General features: G+C 75.4%; 16 protein-coding genes. 6 read left to right on the top strand and 10 right to left on the bottom strand.

The annotated features are described in order from the left end of the window. Window positions 1-3 precede the first annotated feature (3 nt). The 7 genes from FHS37_RS29005 to FHS37_RS28975 all read right to left on the bottom strand — a co-directional run bounded on the left by FHS37_RS29005 (window position 4) and on the right by FHS37_RS28975 (window position 6255). On the bottom strand, window positions 4-684 hold the full coding sequence (locus tag FHS37_RS29005) for a GntR family transcriptional regulator (protein ID WP_184826581.1): 681 nt from the start codon (window positions 682-684) through the stop codon (window positions 4-6). After that, window positions 681-1682, bottom strand: a complete 1002-nt coding sequence (locus tag FHS37_RS29000; RefSeq protein WP_184826579.1) for a proline racemase family protein — start codon at window positions 1680-1682, stop codon at window positions 681-683. The genes FHS37_RS29005 and FHS37_RS29000 overlap by 4 nt, the downstream gene beginning before the upstream one ends. A 13-nt stretch (window positions 1683-1695) precedes the next feature. Continuing rightward, window positions 1696-2586, bottom strand: a complete 891-nt coding sequence (locus FHS37_RS28995; protein ID WP_184826577.1) for a dihydrodipicolinate synthase family protein — start codon at window positions 2584-2586, stop codon at window positions 1696-1698. Then, window positions 2583-4052, bottom strand: coding sequence for an FAD-dependent oxidoreductase (locus FHS37_RS28990; protein ID WP_184826575.1), 1470 nt, complete (start codon window positions 4050-4052; stop codon window positions 2583-2585). The genes FHS37_RS28995 and FHS37_RS28990 overlap by 4 nt, the downstream gene beginning before the upstream one ends. Then, window positions 4042-4341, bottom strand: a complete 300-nt coding sequence (locus FHS37_RS28985; protein ID WP_184826573.1) for a (2Fe-2S)-binding protein — start codon at window positions 4339-4341, stop codon at window positions 4042-4044. Before FHS37_RS28985 ends, FHS37_RS28990 begins: the two co-directional genes overlap by 11 nt. Beyond that, window positions 4338-5501, bottom strand: coding sequence for an NAD(P)/FAD-dependent oxidoreductase (locus FHS37_RS28980; RefSeq protein WP_184826571.1), 1164 nt, complete (start codon window positions 5499-5501; stop codon window positions 4338-4340). The genes FHS37_RS28985 and FHS37_RS28980 overlap by 4 nt, the downstream gene beginning before the upstream one ends. A gap of 94 nt (window positions 5502-5595) precedes the next feature. Further along, window positions 5596-6255: an MmyB family transcriptional regulator gene (locus FHS37_RS28975; RefSeq protein WP_184826569.1), complete on the bottom strand. Its 660-nt coding sequence runs from the start codon at window positions 6253-6255 to the stop codon at window positions 5596-5598. A 223-nt stretch (window positions 6256-6478) separates the two neighbouring features. Here FHS37_RS28975 and FHS37_RS28970 point away from each other — a divergent pair, with 223 nt between their 5' ends. The 3 genes from FHS37_RS28970 to FHS37_RS28960 all read left to right on the top strand — a co-directional run bounded on the left by FHS37_RS28970 (window position 6479) and on the right by FHS37_RS28960 (window position 8165). Beyond that, complete coding sequence (locus FHS37_RS28970; RefSeq protein WP_184826567.1) at window positions 6479-7135, top strand: helix-turn-helix domain-containing protein; 657 nt, start codon at window positions 6479-6481, stop codon at window positions 7133-7135. Window positions 7136-7166: 31 nt separating this feature from the next. Then, entirely contained in the window at window positions 7167-7706 is a 540-nt protein-coding gene (locus FHS37_RS28965) for a toxin-antitoxin system, toxin component (RefSeq protein ID WP_184826727.1), read from the top strand. A gap of 222 nt (window positions 7707-7928) precedes the next feature. Beyond that, the gene (locus tag FHS37_RS28960) at window positions 7929-8165 is read left to right on the top strand and encodes a hypothetical protein (RefSeq protein WP_184826565.1); all 237 of its coding nucleotides are present in this window, start codon (window positions 7929-7931) and stop codon (window positions 8163-8165) included. Window positions 8166-8342: 177 nt separating this feature from the next. Here the strand turns inward: FHS37_RS28960 and FHS37_RS28955 are convergent, their stop codons facing one another. Both FHS37_RS28955 and FHS37_RS28950 read right to left on the bottom strand, forming a co-directional pair. Next, window positions 8343-9020: a 4'-phosphopantetheinyl transferase family protein gene (locus FHS37_RS28955; protein ID WP_184826563.1), complete on the bottom strand. Its 678-nt coding sequence runs from the start codon at window positions 9018-9020 to the stop codon at window positions 8343-8345. Continuing rightward, complete coding sequence (locus FHS37_RS28950) at window positions 9017-9877, bottom strand: metallophosphoesterase family protein (protein ID WP_184826561.1); 861 nt, start codon at window positions 9875-9877, stop codon at window positions 9017-9019. Before FHS37_RS28950 ends, FHS37_RS28955 begins: the two co-directional genes overlap by 4 nt. Window positions 9878-10180: 303 nt before the next feature. On the opposite strand from FHS37_RS28950, the gene FHS37_RS28945 reads away from it, so the two are divergent. Continuing rightward, the gene (locus tag FHS37_RS28945; RefSeq protein ID WP_184826559.1) at window positions 10181-11344 is read left to right on the top strand and encodes an ATP-grasp domain-containing protein; all 1164 of its coding nucleotides are present in this window, start codon (window positions 10181-10183) and stop codon (window positions 11342-11344) included. 263 nt (window positions 11345-11607) lie between these two features. On the opposite strand, the gene FHS37_RS28940 is transcribed toward FHS37_RS28945, so the two are convergent. Continuing rightward, window positions 11608-12945 (bottom strand): 6-phospho-beta-glucosidase, encoded by a 1338-nt coding sequence (locus tag FHS37_RS28940; RefSeq protein ID WP_184826557.1) that lies wholly within the window; start codon window positions 12943-12945, stop codon window positions 11608-11610. Between the two features lie 609 nt (window positions 12946-13554). On the opposite strand from FHS37_RS28940, the gene FHS37_RS28935 reads away from it, so the two are divergent. Next, window positions 13555-14343, top strand: coding sequence for an IclR family transcriptional regulator (locus FHS37_RS28935; protein ID WP_184826555.1), 789 nt, complete (start codon window positions 13555-13557; stop codon window positions 14341-14343). A 431-nt stretch (window positions 14344-14774) separates the two neighbouring features. Then, window positions 14775-16175, top strand: a complete 1401-nt coding sequence (locus tag FHS37_RS28930; RefSeq protein ID WP_184826553.1) for a glycoside hydrolase family 16 protein — start codon at window positions 14775-14777, stop codon at window positions 16173-16175. Window positions 16176-16359 lie beyond the last annotated feature (184 nt).

Genomic DNA, 16359 nt, shown 5'->3' with positions numbered 1-16359 from the left:
CGGTCAGGGGGCGGCCCACAGTCCGCGGACGTGTCCCAGGTGCCGGGTCATCACGGCCCGTACGGCGCTCTCGTCGCGGGCCAGCAGCGCGCCGAGGAGCTCCAGGTGCTCCTCGGCGGAGGCCCCCAGCCGGCCCTGCTCCGCCAGCGCCGTCAGCCCGTACAGCCGGGAGCGGCGGCGCAGGTCCCGCACCACCTGGACGAGGTGGCCGTTGCCGGCGAGCGCCAGCAGCCCCAGGTGGAAGCGGAGGTCCGCCTCGACGTACGCGACGAGGTCGCCGGCCGCGGCGGCGTCGACGATCTCCCGGGCGACCGGCCGCAGCGCCTCCAGGGCCGCCGGGTCGGCGGTGGCGGCGAGACCGGCGGTGGTCGGGACCTCGATGAGCGACCGGACGTGGGTGTACTCGTCGAGCTGCTCGTCGGAGACGGCGGTGACCCGGAACCCCTTGTTGGGCACCGTGTCGACCAGGCCCTCCTTGACGAGGTCCAGCATCGCCTCGCGCACCGGGGTGGCGGAGACGCCGAAGCGGGCGGCGAGACCGGGGGCGGAGTACACCTCGCCGGGCCGCAGTTCGCCGGCGATGAGCGCGGCCCGCAGCGCGTCCGCGACCCGCTCCCGGTGGCTGGGCTTCCGGCCGCCCAGCAGGGGCAGGGCGGGGCCGGCGCCGGTTCCGGTGCCGTTCACAGGACGAACCCCGCCGGGAAGGGGTCCGTCGGATCCAGCAGGTACTGGGCGGTGCCGGTGATCCAGGCGCGGCCGGTGAAGCTGGGCAGCACGGCCGGGCGGCCCGCCACCTCGGTCGTGCCGTGCAGCCGGCCGGTGAACCGGGTCCCGATGAAGGACTCGTTGACGAACTCGGTGTCCAGCGGGAGCTCACCGCGGGCGTGCAGCTGGGCCATGCGGGCGCTGGTGCCGGTGCCGCACGGGGAGCGGTCGAACCAGCCCGGCCGGATCACCATGGCGTGCCGGGAGTGACGGGCGGTGGCTCCGGGGGCGAGGAGGTGGACGTGGTGGCAGCCGCGGATGGACGGGTCCTCCGGATGGACCGGCTCCTCCTCGGCGTCGACCGCCTCCATCAGCGCGAGGCCCGCGGCGAGGATGTCGTCCTTGCGCGACCGGTCGAAGGGCAGGCCGAACTCCGTCAGCGGCAGGATGGCGTAGAAGTTCCCGCCGTAGGCGAGGTCGTACGTCACCGTCCGCCCGTCGGGCAGGGTCGCCCTGCGGTCGAGGGCGACGGCGAAGGAGGGCACGTTCCGCAGCGTCACCGCCCTCGCGGCACCGTCCGCCACCGCCACTTCGGCGACGACGGGCCCGGCCGGGGTGTCGAGGCGGATGGTGGTGACGGGCTCGACCACCTCCACCATGCCGGTCTCGACGAGGACCGTCGCCACGCCGATCGTGCCGTGCCCGCACATCGGGAGGTAGCCGGAGACCTCGATGTAGACGACGCCCCAGTCGCAGTCGGGCCGGGTGGGCGGCTGGAGGATCGCACCGCTCATCGCGGAGTGGCCGCGCGGTTCGTTCATCAGCAACTGCTTGACGTCGTCGCGGTGTTCGCGGAAGTACAGCCGCCGCTCGTTCATGGTCGCGCCGGGGACGGTGCCGATGCCGCCGGTGACGACACGGGTGGGCATGCCCTCGGTGTGCGAGTCGACGGCGTGCAGGACGAGCTTGCTGCGCACGGCCCCGCCCCTCCTACGCCAGTCCGGCCGCGAGGGCCTTCTCGGTGGCCGCGCGGACGGCCGCCTCCTGCTCGGGCAGCAGCAGCACGCGCGGCGGGCGGCAGGGGCCGCCGTACCGGCCGGCCAGGTCCATGGACCGCTTGATCGCCTGGACGAACTCCACCCGCGAGTCCCAGCGCAGCAGGGGGTGCAGCTGCCGGTACAGCGGCAGCGCGGTGGCGAGGTCGCCGACGGCGGCGGCGCGGTAGAGCTCCGCGCAGGACCGGGGCAGCGCGTTCGGGTAACCCGCCACCCAGCCCTTGGCCCCCGCGACGGCGAGTTCCAGCAGGACGTCGTCCGCGCCGGCCAGCAGGTCGAGTTCCGGGGCGAGTTCGGCGATGCGGTAGGCGCGCCGCACGTCCCCGGAGAACTCCTTGACCGCGTGGACGTACCCTTCGCCGTGCAACCGGGCGAGCAGTTCCGGCACCAGGTCGACCTTGGTGTCGACGGGGTTGTTGTAGGCGACGACCGGGAGTCCGGCGCCGGCGACCTCGGCGTAGTGGGCGAGGACGGAACGTTCGTCGGCGCGGTAGGCGTTGGGCGGCAGCAGCATCACGGCGCGGCAGCCCGCCTCGGCCGCGTGCTCGGTCCAGCGGCGGGCCTCGGCGGACCCGTAGGCGGCGACACCGGGCACCACGCGCTCCCCGCCGATCGCGGCGACGGCCGTTTCGACGACCCCGGCGCGCTCGTCGGGGGTGAGCACCTGGTACTCGCCGAGGGAGCCGTTCGGTACGACGCCGTCGCAGCCGTTCGCCACCAGCCAGGCGCAGTGCTCGGCGTAGCGGTCGTGGTCCACGCAGAGGTCGTCGGTCAGCGGCAGCGCGGTGGCGACGAGGACGCCGCGCCAGGGACGGTGGTCGGTCATGAGGGTCCTCTCTCGGTCGGACGGTCGGCGGGGCGGCCGGTCCCGGCGGGGTGATCGGTGGAGGGCCCGGTCCCGGCGGGGTGATCGGTGGGGTGCGGACCGGCGGTGTCCGCGTGCGGGCGGGCGAGCACGCCGAGCGGTACGGGCCGGGCGAACGGCCGCCGGGACGGGGTGGGGGCGCAGCCGGCGAGGGCCGCGACCGCCGGCCCGCACATCCGGCCCTGGCACCAGCCCATCCCGGCCCGGGTCAGCAGTTTCACCGTGCGCGGATCGCCCGCGCCGAGTCCGGCGACCGCCGCGCGGACGGCACCGGCGTCGACCTCCTCGCAGCGGCAGACCACGGTGTCGTCGGTGACCCGGTCGGTCCAGCGCCCGGGAGGGGCGTACACGGCGTCGAGCGCGGACGCGGACGCGCGCAGGCGGGCGCGGGCCCTGGCGGCCGGTGCCCAGGCGCCGGGGTCGGGCGCGGTGCCGCGCAGCCGTGCGGCGGCGGACCGGCCGGCGATGTGCCCCTCGGCGAGGGCGAGCGCCGCGCCGCCGATGCCGGTGGCCTCGCCCGCGGCCCACACGCCGGGCACGTCGGTGCGCTGTTCCCCGTCGACGGCCACGGCGGGTCCGTCGAGCCGGCAGCCGAGGCCCTCGGCGAGGTCGGTGTGCGGGAGCATGCCGTGCCCGACGGCGAGCGCGTCGCAGGGCAGGTGCCGCTCGGTGCCGGGCCGGAGCCGGCCGTGCGCGTCGAGCGCGGCGACGGTGACGCCGGTCAGCCGCTCGTCGCCGTGGGCGCGGACGACCGTGTGACGGGCCAGGAACGGCACGCGGTGCCGCAGCAGCCCGGCCGCGTACCCGGCGCCCTCGGGAAGCTTGCCGACGAGCGGTCCGGCGTACCGCACCAGGCGCCGGGGGTCCGCGGACTCCACCAGCGCGGCGACCGACACGCCCGCCGCCGCGAGCCCGGCCGCGACCGGCAGCAGCAGCGGCCCGGTCCCGGCGACGACGGCGGTCCGGCCCGGCACCACGAGCCCGCCCTTGAGCATGGCCTGGGCACCCCCCGCGGTGACGACACCGGGGAGGGTCCAGCCGGGGAAGGGCAGCACGACCTCGTGCCCGCCGGTGGCCAGGAGCACGGCGCGGGCGTGCACCTCGGCCGGCTGCTCCTGCTCCGGCCCGAGCAGCGCGTGCACGGTCAGGCCGTCCGGCCGGCGCTCCACGCACCACACGTGGTGGTCCGCCAGCCGGCGCACGGAGCTCGCGGCGAGCCCGTCCCGCAGCCGGGTCCAGGTGCGCCACCGGCCGTGCGGCGCCCGGGGCCGCCGGGCGCGGAGTCCGGCGGCGGGCCGGCGGTAGTACTGCCCGCCCGGCTCCGGCTCCGCGTCGAGGAGGGCGACCCGTACGCCGCGTGCGGACGCCGCGAGGGACGCGGCGAGTCCCGCCGGTCCCGCGCCGATCACCGCGAGGTCAGTGCGCATGTCCCGTCCCCTCCTGGGTGCGGATCACGTCGCCCGGCCGCGCCGGGACGAGACAGGCCCGTTGGTTGGGCCGGTCGTTCACGGTGACCAGGCAGTCGAAGCACACCCCGATCCCGCAGAAGACCCCGCGCGGGCGCGCCGCGACCCGCGTGGAGCGCCAGGAGACGACGTCCGCCGCCCACAGCACCGCGGCGACCGTCTGGCCGGGCAGCGCCTCGAGCGGCCGTCCGTCGAACGTGACCGTGAAGGCGGGTCCGGGCCGTGCCCCGGACGGCTCCCGTGGGTTCACCGCTCGGCCTCCCCTGACGTCGGGGGGAAGCGGTCGGGCCGGAAGGGCGTGAGGTCCAGCTCCGGCGCCTGTCCGGTCAGCACGCGTGCGATCAGCCGGCCGGTGCCGGTGGCCAGCCCGATGCCCGCTCCCTCGTGGCCGCAGGCGTGGAGGAGGCCGGGCGCCCGGGGGTCGGGGCCGATCGCGGGCAGGTGGTCGGGCAGGTACGGCCGGAAGCCGGCGTACGTCCGCACCGCCCGTACGCCGGACAGGAAGGGGAACATCCGGATCGCCCCCGCCGCCAGGGCCCGCACCGCCGGGAGCGACACGGACCGGTCGAAGCCGACCCGTTCCCGGCTGGCGCCGATCAGGACCGGTCCGGCGGCGGTGCCCTCCACCACCGGGGAGGTCCGCAGCGCCGCCGAGTCGCTGGCGACGTCGGTCACGTAGTCGGCGGCGTACACCTTGTGCCGGATGCGGGGCGGCAGCGGCTCGGTGACCAGGACGAAACCGCGCCTGGGCAGGACGGGCAGGGACACCCCGGCGCGGGCGGCCAGTTCGCCGCCCCAGGGGCCGGCCGCGTTGACGACCGCGGGGGCGTGGAGATCGCCCCGGTCCGTGCGCACCCCGCGCACCGCGCCGTCGGTCCCGCGCAGCACCCCGGTCACCTCCCGGCCGGTGAGCAGCCGGGCCCCCGAGGCGCGCAGGAGGTGGGCCGCGGCGAGGGCGGGCATCACCTGGGCGTCCTGCGGGTAGTGCACGCCTCCCGCGAGGCCGTCCCTCAGGCGGGGCTCCAGGTCGCGGAGCCGGTCGGCGGGCACCGGGGCGGCCGTCACCCCGTTCGCGCGCTGCCCGGCGGCGAACCGGCGCAGCGCGTCGAGCGCTCCGGGTGTCTCGGCGACGACGAGCCCGCCCTTGGGTTCGTACTCGACGGCCCCGCCGAGCTCCTGGGCGACCTCGGCCCACAGCCGGTGGGAGAGCAGGGCCAGGTCGAGCTCGGGCCCGGGCGCCTTGTCGGAGACGAGGAGGTTCCCCTCCCCCGCGCCGGTCGTCCCGCCGGCCACCGGACCCCGGTCCACCACGGTCACGCCGAGGCCCGCCCGGGCCGCGTACAGAGCGCATGCGGCGCCCGTCATCCCGGCGCCCACCACCACGACATCGCAGGTCAGCGACTCGCTCACGCCAGTACCATGTCACATGGCACACCTACGGGGAAGAGGGCGGACGTCCGTGCCGGGCCGCGCGGCCGCGGCGCGTCGGCGTGGCGTGCGCCGTTCAGTCTGCGGCCGGGACCACCCTGAGGTGGGAGGCGGTGCGGCGGATCCCGCGGTTCCTCGTGGGGGTGCGGCGCGCTTCGCGCAGGACCAGCGTCAGCCGGGTGCAGTTCATGCCCTGGAGGGTCCTGGTGGTCTCCGCGACGATGCGGCAGTCGGTGGCGCCCCAGCGCGGGTCGGGGTGCAGCAGCGGCCGTACGGCGCCGTCGTGTTCGGCGGCCTGCTCGCCGACGGCCCTCAGCCAGTGCGGCAGGCCGTGCCGGTAGGCGGCCTCCATGATCGGGTCCTGGGCGATGTCACGGCGGACGGCCTGCAGCCCGTGGTCGTGCCCGTACCGCTCGACGGACTTGGCGAAGTGGGCCAGCATCGGCAGGCACCAGCTGGACTCGTGGTCGCCGAGGACCGTGGCGGCGTCCGGGTGGAAGAGGACGAACCGGAGGAAGTTGTCGGTGGGCAGGGCCGTCGGATGCGGTCCGACATCTCGAAAAAGTGTCCGGAAAGCACTGTTGGTCAGCAGCACGTCCCAGCGGTGGTCGACCACCAGGGAGGGGAAGGGGACGGCTTCGAGGAAGGCGGCGTAGTCCGCCAGGTAGGCCTGGGCCTCGGGAGTCTCGGGGACGGGCCGCGGTGCCGGCCGCTGCCCTCCTGCCTGATATGCCATCGGGAGGTCACCCCTCTTGCCTGTGCGGCCCTGACGCGGCGCCCCGATCCTGCTGCCCCGACGTGAGGCGTGTCAACTATCGTGGCATTCCATGCCGGTTGACGGCTGAAATTGGCCACAGTTGTGGCGAGACCTGGATGTGAGTTCGAACCACCGGCTAGTCTCCGTGAAGTTCACGGCAACCGCTTGTGAGAAGCCTGTGAGAGACGTAGGAGATCTGTCGGTGACGGGTGGCTTCGAGGGTCCGGGCACCGCGCCGACGACCGCGCTGCCGGCCGTCGTCGCCCGCGTCACCGCACTCGCCGACCGGCTCGGCGTACCGCACGCCGAGGTCTTCGACGTCGGCCGGCTGTCCGTCGCCTCCGGTGTCCCGGAACCCGTGGTCAAGGCGCTGCTGAGCGGCCGGCCCGCGGGCGAGCCCGACGTGCAGGCCCGGTTCGTGCAGCGGCTGGACCTGCTGCGCCGCACCCGCCTGAAGCCGAACGGCCGCAAGTACACGCAGCAGGAGATCGCCGACGGCGCGGGCATGTCCCGGCAGCAGGCCGGCGCCCTGATCAACGGCGACCGGCGTCCCACCATGGAGCACTGCGACGCCATCCAGCGGTTCTTCCGGGTGCACGCCGGTTTCCTGACCGCCGAGGACCCCGAAGCACTCGCGAGCGCGCTCCAGCACACCGAGCAGGAGCTGCTGCAGAAGCTCGCGGACCGTGAGCGGAAGGCGGCCGCGGCGGCCGACGACCCGCTGGAGCGGCTGCTGCAGGACCACGGGGTGCGCGGGATCGCGTGGCGGGCCGCTCAGCTGCCCACCGACCAGCACCGCGACAAGGTCGCGGAGTGGCTGGACATGCTCCTGGAGAGCGTCCAGCGGCCCGAGTCGTGACCGGGGGAGGACCGTGGGCATCGGTAGGGAAATGCGCCGTCTGTGCGGCGAGCTGGTGGCGGAGCTGACGCTTCCCGTCCCGGCCCAACCCGCCGATCTGTACGCCGCCCTGTGCGACGCGATGAGCAGGCGCCGCGGCCGGCCCGTGCAGTTCCGCACGGCCGCGTTCCCGCCGGGGACCGCGAGCGGGCTGTGGCTCGACATGGCGGACCGGGACCTCGTCGTGGTCGAGGAACGCACGGCCCCCGACCACCAGTTGGTGATCCTGGGCCACGAACTGTGGCACATGAAGGCCGGGCACTGCGGCCATCACGTCCAGGGCGCCGAGGTCGCGACGCGCTTACTCTGCGAGGACACCGACGAGGAGGCCCTGCGGGCGACCGTCCTGAGGGTCGCCGCGCGCACCCGCTTCGACCTCGCCGACGAGAAGGAGGCCGAGGCCTTCGGTCTGCTGCTCGCCAGCAAGTGCCGGACGCGGCTCGCCGGTTCGTCGCTGCGGGGACCGGTGCAGCGGGACCACCTGGCGGGCCGGATCGAGGCGTCGCTGGGCTACCTGGGCCCACAGGGCTGAGACGGCGCCCGCGGTCGCGGCGGGCGGGCACGGTGATCCCGTGCTCCGGCGTGCGAGCCCCCTCTCCTCCGCCTCCCTTCGCCGTCCGTCTCCGCCGGGTGGGCGAACCGGCGTGCGGCGGAACCCGATTGTCAGTGGTGGGCGGCAAGCTGGAGGGGCGCCCCCTCGGTGCGGGGCGCGGGACCCACGACCCACGACCCACGACACGGGGAGAGCCGAGCGATGTCCACCGCCGTCCTGACCGACCGCGAGCGCACTGCCGTCCAGGCCTATCTGCGGCTGCTGCACACGGTGCGCGCCGCCTTCGACACGCAGTCCGGTCCGGCGGACGCCCCGAGGCCCCCGGTCGTGCCGCCCTCCGTCCTCGCCGAGGCGGAGGACGCCCTGGCCCGGGCGGGACTGACCGGCACCGAGGAGGAGTTCTTCCGCATGGTGCGGGACTGGTGCCCCGAGCCGTGACCGGCCGGGCCGCGGCGGAACCGTCGCACCCGGCCGGCCGGTCCGGTGCCGCGCGGCACGACCGCGGTCCGATCGCCGCCGACGCGCCCCGCGCCGCCGTACCGCGCGTGGTCACCCGCCGCACCCGGCCACCGTGCCGGGTGCGGCGACCGCGTCGCGCCCCGGGGCGCGGTGCGGTCAGCCGTGCGGTACCGCGACCGCCGTCGCGACCAGTCCTCCCTCGACGGTCCAGCGGCCGTCGAAGCCCTCGAGGCGGCGGTCGCCCACCCGGGGGCCGGGGACGAGGAGCGCGGCCCGGAAGGTGCCGCGGGACCGCTCGCCGGGGTCGCCGGAGAACTCGATGTCGGCCTCCAGGAAGTCCAGCCACTTCCCGGTGAGCGGGAACCACGCCTTGTAGACGGACTCCTTGGCGCTGAACAGCAGCCGGTCCCAGTGCACCGCGGGCCGCTCCGCGGACAGCCGTCCGATCCGCGCCGCCTCCCCCGGCAGGGACACGGAGGCCAGGACGCCCTCGGGCAGCGGCCCGTGCACCTCGGCGTCGATGCCGAGGGAGGCCAGGTCGGCGGCGCGGACGAGAGCGGCGGCGCAGTAGCCCTCGCAGTGGGTCATGCTGCCGGTCAGGCCGTCCGGCCAGACCGGCGCCCCCCGCTCACCGGGGAGCACGGGCCGCGCGGGCACGCCGAGCTTCTCCATGGCACGGCGGGCGCAGGAGCGCACGGCGGTGAACTCCCGGCGGCGCTTGGGCACCGCCCGCGTCAGCAGCGCCGCCTCCTCGGGGTACAGCGGGGCGTCGGTGCCGTCGTCGCCGTAGGCCTCCACGGCGACCACCGTCCGCGGCAGCAGTTCCTCGATCATCGGTCGCCGTCCTCCCGGGGCACGATCCGGCGCGGTCTGCCCGGCGGCTGCTGCCGCTTGCGCCACTCGCGGGGATACCCCACCGACACCTCCTCGAAGCGGACGTCGTCCCGCCAGGTGGTCCGCGGGATGTGGAGATGGCCGTAGACCATGGTGTGGACGTTGAACCTGCGGTGCCAGTCGTCGGTCAGCGTGGTGCCGCACCACATGGCGAACTCGGGGTACCACAGTACGTCCGTCGGGTGCCGGTGCAGCGGATAGTGGTTGACGAGGACGAGGGGAAGGTCGTCCGGCAGTCCGGCGAGCCGGCGTTCGGTCCCGGCGACCCGGGCCCGGCACCAGGCCTCCCGGCTCGGGTACGGGTCGGGGTGCAGCAGGTGTTCGTCGGTGCAGACGACACCGGTGCCGTGCGCGTACGCCAGCCCCTCCTCCTTGGTGGCGCACCCGGCCGGCAGGAACGAGTAGTCGTACAGCAGGAAGAGCGGTACGACGGCCACCGGGCCGCCGGGTCCCTCCCAGACGGGGTAGGGGTCCTCGGGCGTGATCACGCCGAGTTCGCGGCACTGCTCGACCAGGTGCTCGTACCGGGCGACGCCGCGCAGGGTGACGGTGTCGCTCGGGTGGGTCCACAGCTCGTGGTTGCCGGGCGCCCAGACGACCTTGGCGAACCGGCCGGAGAGGGTCTTGAGGGCCCAGCGGACGTCCTCCACGGTCTCCGCCACGTCACCGGCCACGAGCAGCCAGTCCCCGTCCGACTCGGGCCGCATCCGTTCGACCAGGGCGCGGTTCTCGTCGTAGCCGATGTGCAGATCGCTGATGGCCCACAGGTGGCCCTCACCACCGGTCCCAGCCGTCATCCGTCGCCCCCTCAGCGGTCACGATCGACACCACGAGATCACATCCTGGCCGCCGGAACAAGGGCGAACCGCCGTCGCGCGCGCCGCCGGCCGGGGGGCCTCCGCGGGTGCGCGCCGCGGCGGGGACGCCCGCGCGGGCCGTGGCACGCGCGGTGCGCGGGACGCTCCGCCGAAGCCGTATGATCTGCCCGACACCACCGCCACGACATGCCCTTCGCGCAGGGCGGTTCGGTGACCCTCCATACGTCCTGCCCGGGCAACGGGCCGCCGCGCCCTGCCCGCGAACCGTGAAAGGCGGCCTGCATGGTCTCTCGCGTACGCGTCTGGCTCAACCGCACGTACGCGGAGAACGTGTTCTTCATGGATCAGCTGAGGCGGAATCCCGACGACCGGGCCGTCGAGATCCACGCCACCCACGGCGACCCCGACTCCCCCGTGCTGGCCGCCGCCGACACCGCCGGACCGGAACCCGAGGGGCTGTCCCCGGCGGCGTACGTCGAGTACGCGCTCGCCCAGTGCGGGCGGCGCGGCATCGACGTGTTCGTGCCCCGGCTGCACCAGTCGGCGATCGTCGAGCACCGTGCCGAGTTCGAGGCGGTCGGCACGGCGCTGCTGGCACCGCCGCCCGAGGCGGTGGCCGTCTTCCGGGACAAGGCGGTCGCCTACGAGGCCGTCCAGGCCGTCGGAGTGCCCGTGCCGCCGTGGTGGCGGGTCCGGTCCGCCGACGAACTCGTCGCGGCCGTCGAGGAGTTGGAGGGCCGGGGACACCAGGCCTGCCTCAAGCCGGCGTCCGGCGCGGGAGGGGTGGGCTTCCGTGTGATCACGCGGGCGCCCTTCTCGCTCACCCAGCTGAGCGGCTTCCCGAGCCCGTACGTGCCGCTCGACCTGGTGCTGGACGCGGTCCGGCGGGCGGACGAGCCGGTGGACTGGCTGGTGATGCCGCGTCTGGAGCAGCCCGAGGTGTCGGTGGACTGCCTCACCGGGCCCGACAACCGGATCCGGCTGGCGGTCGGCCGCACCAAGAACGGCCGCCGCCGGGGCTTCACGCTGCACGAGCGGTGGCTGGAGCCGGCCCGGCGGATCGCGGAGGGCTTCGGTCTGCACCACCTGTCCAACATCCAGTTCCGGATGCTCGGCGAGCGGCCCGTGCTCATGGACGTCAACACCCGGCCGGCGGGCGGTCTGCACCAGTTGTCGCTGTGCGGGGTGAACGTACCGTGGGCCGCCGTGCGGCTGGCGCTCGGGGAGGACCCGGGCGAGATGACGCCGCCGTTCCTGGGCCAGGACTACACGGTGGTGTCCGGGCCGTGTCCGCTGCGCCCCGTGTCGTTGCCGCAGCAGCGCGCCGACGCGGCCGCACTGGGTGCCGTACCGGCTCCGGCGGTCCCCGTGGAGCCGAGGACGGCGGCGGCTCCGGGCCGCTCGAGCGCCTCCTCCGCGGACGCGGCGGCCGGGGCGCCCGCCTGAGGCCCTGCCGTCCGCCGGCGGGACCGGTCCCGGGCGAGCCGGAATTTTTTTCCGGGGAATTCTCCGCGCGGGGTGTATCAGGCGCCGGGTCGCGTGCTCTTAACGGTGTAGGGCGACGGGGGAATCCGCCCGGGGGGGGGCGGGGGGAAGCACGGGGGAACCGGGGGGCTCGGGTCGGTCGGCCGCTGTCACGGGGGGCGACCGGCCGACCCGAAGCGGGTGCTCCTCCCCGCAGGGGTCTTCCGTCCGGGCCGGGTGCCGGGTCAGACGAGGTACGCGAGGCCGGGATGGACGGCGGTGTAGCCGTCGACGAGCCGGCGGGCCACGTTCACGGAGTCGACGAGCGGATGCAGCGCGAACGCCTTGAGCGCCGTCGCGCGGGAACCGGACTCGGCGGCGGCGAGCACCTCGCGTTCGACCGCCTTGACGGCGCACACCAGGCCGGTGGCGTGCCCGGGCAGCGGACCGGCGGAGACGGGGTGCGCGCCACTGGCGTCCACGAGGCAGGGGACCTCGACGACGGCCTCCGCGTCCAGCGGTGAAAGGGCGCCGCGGTTGCGGACGTTGAGGATCAGGGTGGTGCGTTCGTCGCGGGCGACGGCCCGCATCAGGGCGAGGGCCACCTTCTCGTAGCCGCCGGACAGGTCGTCCTCCTCGCGGTCCCCGGCGCCGGCGGTTTCCCGGTTCTCGGCCATGTAGGTGGCTTCGCGTTCGGCGCGGGTGCGGTTCCAGAGCTCCAGGGCGGAGGCGCCGGGATCGCGCGTCCCGGCGTAGAACCGGGCCTGCTGGTCGAGCAGGAAGGCGCCCCGGGTCCGCTCGGCCCGCCGCGAGGAGCGCACGGCCTCGCGGTTGAAGTAGTAGTAGTGCAGGTACTCGTTGGGGATCGCGCCGAGGGACCGCAGCCAGTCGGCGCCGAAGAGCCTGCCCTCCTCGAAGGAACCGAGCAGCGCGGGATCGGCGAGCAGGCGCGGGAGTTCGTCGCGGCCGGCGACGTGCACCCCGCGCACCCAGCCGAGGTGGTTGAGGCCGACGTAGTCGATCCACGCCTCGCCGGGGTCCGCGCCGAGCACCCGGGCGATGCGGCGGCCGAGGCCCACCGGTGAGTCGCAGATGCCGATGACGCGGTCGCCGAGGTGGCGGGACATGGCCTCGGTGACCAGGCCGGCGGGGTTGGTGAAGTTGATGACCCATGCGTCGGGGGCGAGGCGGACCACCCGCCGGGCGATGTCGACGGCGACGGGCACGGTGCGCAGACCGTAGGCGATGCCGCCCGCGCCGACCGTCTCCTGGCCGAGGACCCCCTCGGCGAGCGCGACCCGTTCGTCGTGCGCCCGGCCCTCCAGACCGCCGACGCGGATGGCGGAGAAGACGAAGTCGGCGCCGCGCAGCGCCTCGTCGAGGTCCGTGGTGGAGATGACCTCGGGGGCGTCGGGCACTCCGGCGGCCTGCTCGGCCAGGACGCGGACGATCGCACGCAGTCGGCCGTCGTCCGTGTCGTGCAGCACGACCCGGGTCACCCGCCCCTCGGCACGGTCCCCGAGCAGCGCTCCGTACACCAGCGGCACGCGGAATCCCCCGCCGCCCAGAATCGTCAGCCTCACCTCTGCACCCTTCCGCGGCACCGCCCGGTCACCGGCCCGGACCGGGGTGCTGTCGACCGGCACCCCGACGACCTTACTCGCGGCGACCGCCGCACCGGCTCGCCCCGGCGCACGGTCACCCGGCGCGGGCCGGCCGGACCCGGTTCGCGCCCGGCGCCGGCGGGCGGGCCAGGCCGGGCGGTGCGGCGGCGACGGGCCGGCCATCCGGCCGCCCGGCCATCCGGCGGCCCGGCGATCCGACGGCCCGGCGATCCGGCAGCCCGGCGATCCGGCCATCCGGCGGCCCGGCGATCCAGCGGCCCGGCAGCCCGGCAGCCCGGCGGCCCGGCGGCGCGCGGTCACCCGGTGGCGACGGCGCCGGGGGCTTCGGCGCACGCGGCAGCGACGCACCGCCGCAGCCCGGCCGCCTCCGCACGCGCGGCACCGCCGCCCCGCCCGGCACCCCGCTCGCCGGCCGCGGAGCGGTGCGCACGTCGTGCCCCCGCCAGGCGCGTGCGTGCCGACGGCGACCGTCCGCGCGGACCGATGGGGCGCGGGCCGGCCGGCCGGGCGCTACGGTGGCCGCGCGACCGCCCCCTGCCGACCCGACGCACCGGGAGACAGCCGGCCATGACCGCCCGTTCCGCGCCCGACCGTCTGCTGTCCGTGCTCGCCGCCTTCGACCACGGGCACCCGGCGCTGACCCTGACGGACATCAGCCGCCGGGCCGGGCTCAGTCTGACGACCGCGCACCGGCTCGTGGGCGCCCTCGCCCGCTGGGGCGCGCTGGAGCGGGACGAGGCGGGGCTGTACCACGTCGGGCTGAGGCTGTGGGAACTCGCCGCGCTGGCCCCGCGGGCGCTCGGGCTGCGGCAGGTCGCGCTGCCGTACCTGGAGGACCTCTACGAGGCGACGCACGAGAACGTGCAGCTGGCGGTGCGCGACGGGAACGAGGTCGTCTACACCGAGTGGCTGTCGGGACGCTCGGCGGTCGGCGTGCACATCCGGGTCGGCGCCCGCTGGCCGCTGCACGCCACCGGGGTCGGTCTCGCCCTGCTCGCGCACTGCCGCCCCGGGTTCCAGGAGGAGTACTGCGCGGGTCCGCTCGCCTCCTTCACCCCGTACACGGTCACCGAGCCGGCCCTGCTGCGGCGGATGCTGGCCGAGGTGCGGCGCTCGGGGGTCGCGGTGAGCGACCGGCAGATCACGCCGGACGCGCTGTCGGTGGCGGCCCCGGTGCGCGGACCGGACGGCACGGTGACCGCCGCCGTGTCGGTCGTCGTCCCCCGGGACGACGACCGGGTCCCGGCCCTGACGCCGGCCCTGCGGCTCGCGGCCCGCGGCATCTCGAGGGCACTGGGCCGGCGACCGGACGAGCCGGTCCGGGACTCGGACCGAGCGGCCCCCTCACCTCGGTGACCCCGTACGCCCTCGACGCGGCGCTCGCCGCCCTGGTGCCGTCCGCGGTCTCCCCGCAGCGGGTCCTTCCGAGCAGCGGGTCTTCCCGGACAGGGGCGGCGCCCCCGATCCGGCGAGGCCGGCCGCCGGGGTTCCGGGGGCGCCGAGCGGGACCCGGGCGCTGTCCCCTTCCGCGGCCGGACGGAGCACCGTGCGCCGCGACCGGGTCCTCCTCCGACCCCGCGCACGGCGTCCGGCGGCGCGCTTGCACCCATTCGCGTCATCCATGAGGTGAACTCCCTCTGCCCGCGAGGAGTTCCTCGGTCACACCTCTTGACGGCGCAAGGGCCGCGGAGCACATTGGCGACACTCTGAGAGCGCTCTCAGAAAGTCGGACCGGCGCTTTCGGCGCACTCCCCGCACCGACCCCCGCACCCGAGAGGCACCCCCACATGAGTGACACCTCCGGCATGCCCCGCACCCCCCGCAGACCCCGGCCCCTGAGGCGGGCGCTCCTCGCCGTCGTGAGCACGCTCGGTCTCGCGGTGACCGCCGCGACCGCCGCCCCGTCCGCGAGCGCTTCCGCGCCGCCTCCCCCGTCGGGCTGGAACCAGGTCTTCCTCGACGACTTCGAGGGCCCCGCGGGCAGCGGCGTCAACACCTCCCACTGGCGGTACGCGACCGGCAAGGGCTACCCGGGCGGCCCCGCCAACTGGGGTACCGGCGAGATCGAGACGATGACGTCCAGCACGGACAACGTCTCCCTCGACGGCAGCGGCAACCTCCGCATCACCCCGCGGCGCGACGCCTCCGGCAACTGGACCTCCGGCCGCATCGAGACCAACCGCACCGACTTCCAGCCCCCGGCGGGCGGCAAGCTGCGCGTCGAGGGCCGCATCCAGGTGCCGAACGTCACCGGCGCCGCCGCCAAGGGCTACTGGCCTGCGTTCTGGATGCTGGGCGCGCCCTACCGGGGCAACTACTGGAACTGGCCCGCGGTCGGCGAGCTGGACATCATGGAGAACACGCAGGGCATGAACACCGTGTTCGCCACCATGCACTGCGGCACCTCACCGGGCGGCCCCTGCAACGAGACCAGCGGCATCGGCGGTTCGACCACCTGCCAGGGCACGACGTGCCAGGCCGGCTTCCACACGTACCGGATGGAGTGGGACCGCTCCACGAGCGTGGAGGAGATCCGCTTCTACCTGGACGGCAACAACTTCCACACCGTCCGGGAGAACCAGGTCGACGCGACGACCTGGTCGAACGCCACGGACCACGGCTTCTTCGTCATCCTCAACGTGGCGATGGGCGGTGGTTTCCCCGACGCCTTCGGCGGCGGGCCGGACGCCGGCACCCGGCCCGGCCACTCGATGCTGGTCGACTACGTCCAGGTGCTGACCTCCGGTGGCGGCACCACCGAGCCGCCGACCGGCGACCGCGACGCCTACGGCACCATCCAGGCCGAGTCCTACGACGGCCAGTCCGGCGTGATGACGGAGACGACCTCGGACACGGGCGGCGGCCGGAACGTGGGCGCGCTGGCCAACGGCGACTGGCTGCACTTCAGGGGCGTCGACTTCGGCTCCACCCCGGCCCGGCAGTTCTCCGCGCGGGTGGCGAGCGGCGCGGCGTCCGGTGTCAGCGGCCTGGTCGAGGTGCGCCTGGACAGCCGGAGCAACGCGCCCGTCGGCAGTTTCGCGGTGGGCAACACGGGCGGCTGGCAGTCGTGGCGGACGGTCCCGGCGAACATCGGCTCCGTCACGGGCACGCACGACGTCTACCTGACCTTCACCAGCGGTCAGCCGTCGGACTTCGTGAACGTCAACTGGTTCACCTTCGGCCACTGAGCCCCCCCCCACCGGCCCTCCCCGGACGCACGAAAGGGGCCCCACGCGCGCGTGGGGCCCCTTTCGTGCGTCCGGGGGCGGCGCCCCTCCGCGTGTCCGGGGGGAGAGACCGACGGGGGCGGACGGCATGGCCGGCGCGGTTCCGCGGTACTCGTCGCCGCGCGGGAGGCGGAGACGACCGGGC

This window comes from Streptomyces griseomycini (genome assembly GCF_014203535.1).
Taxonomy (GTDB): Bacteria; Actinomycetota; Actinomycetes; order Streptomycetales; family Streptomycetaceae; genus Streptomyces; species Streptomyces griseomycini.
The sequence above is the reverse complement of the archived record's forward strand: the minus strand, read 5'-3'. Positions and strand labels throughout refer to the sequence as shown.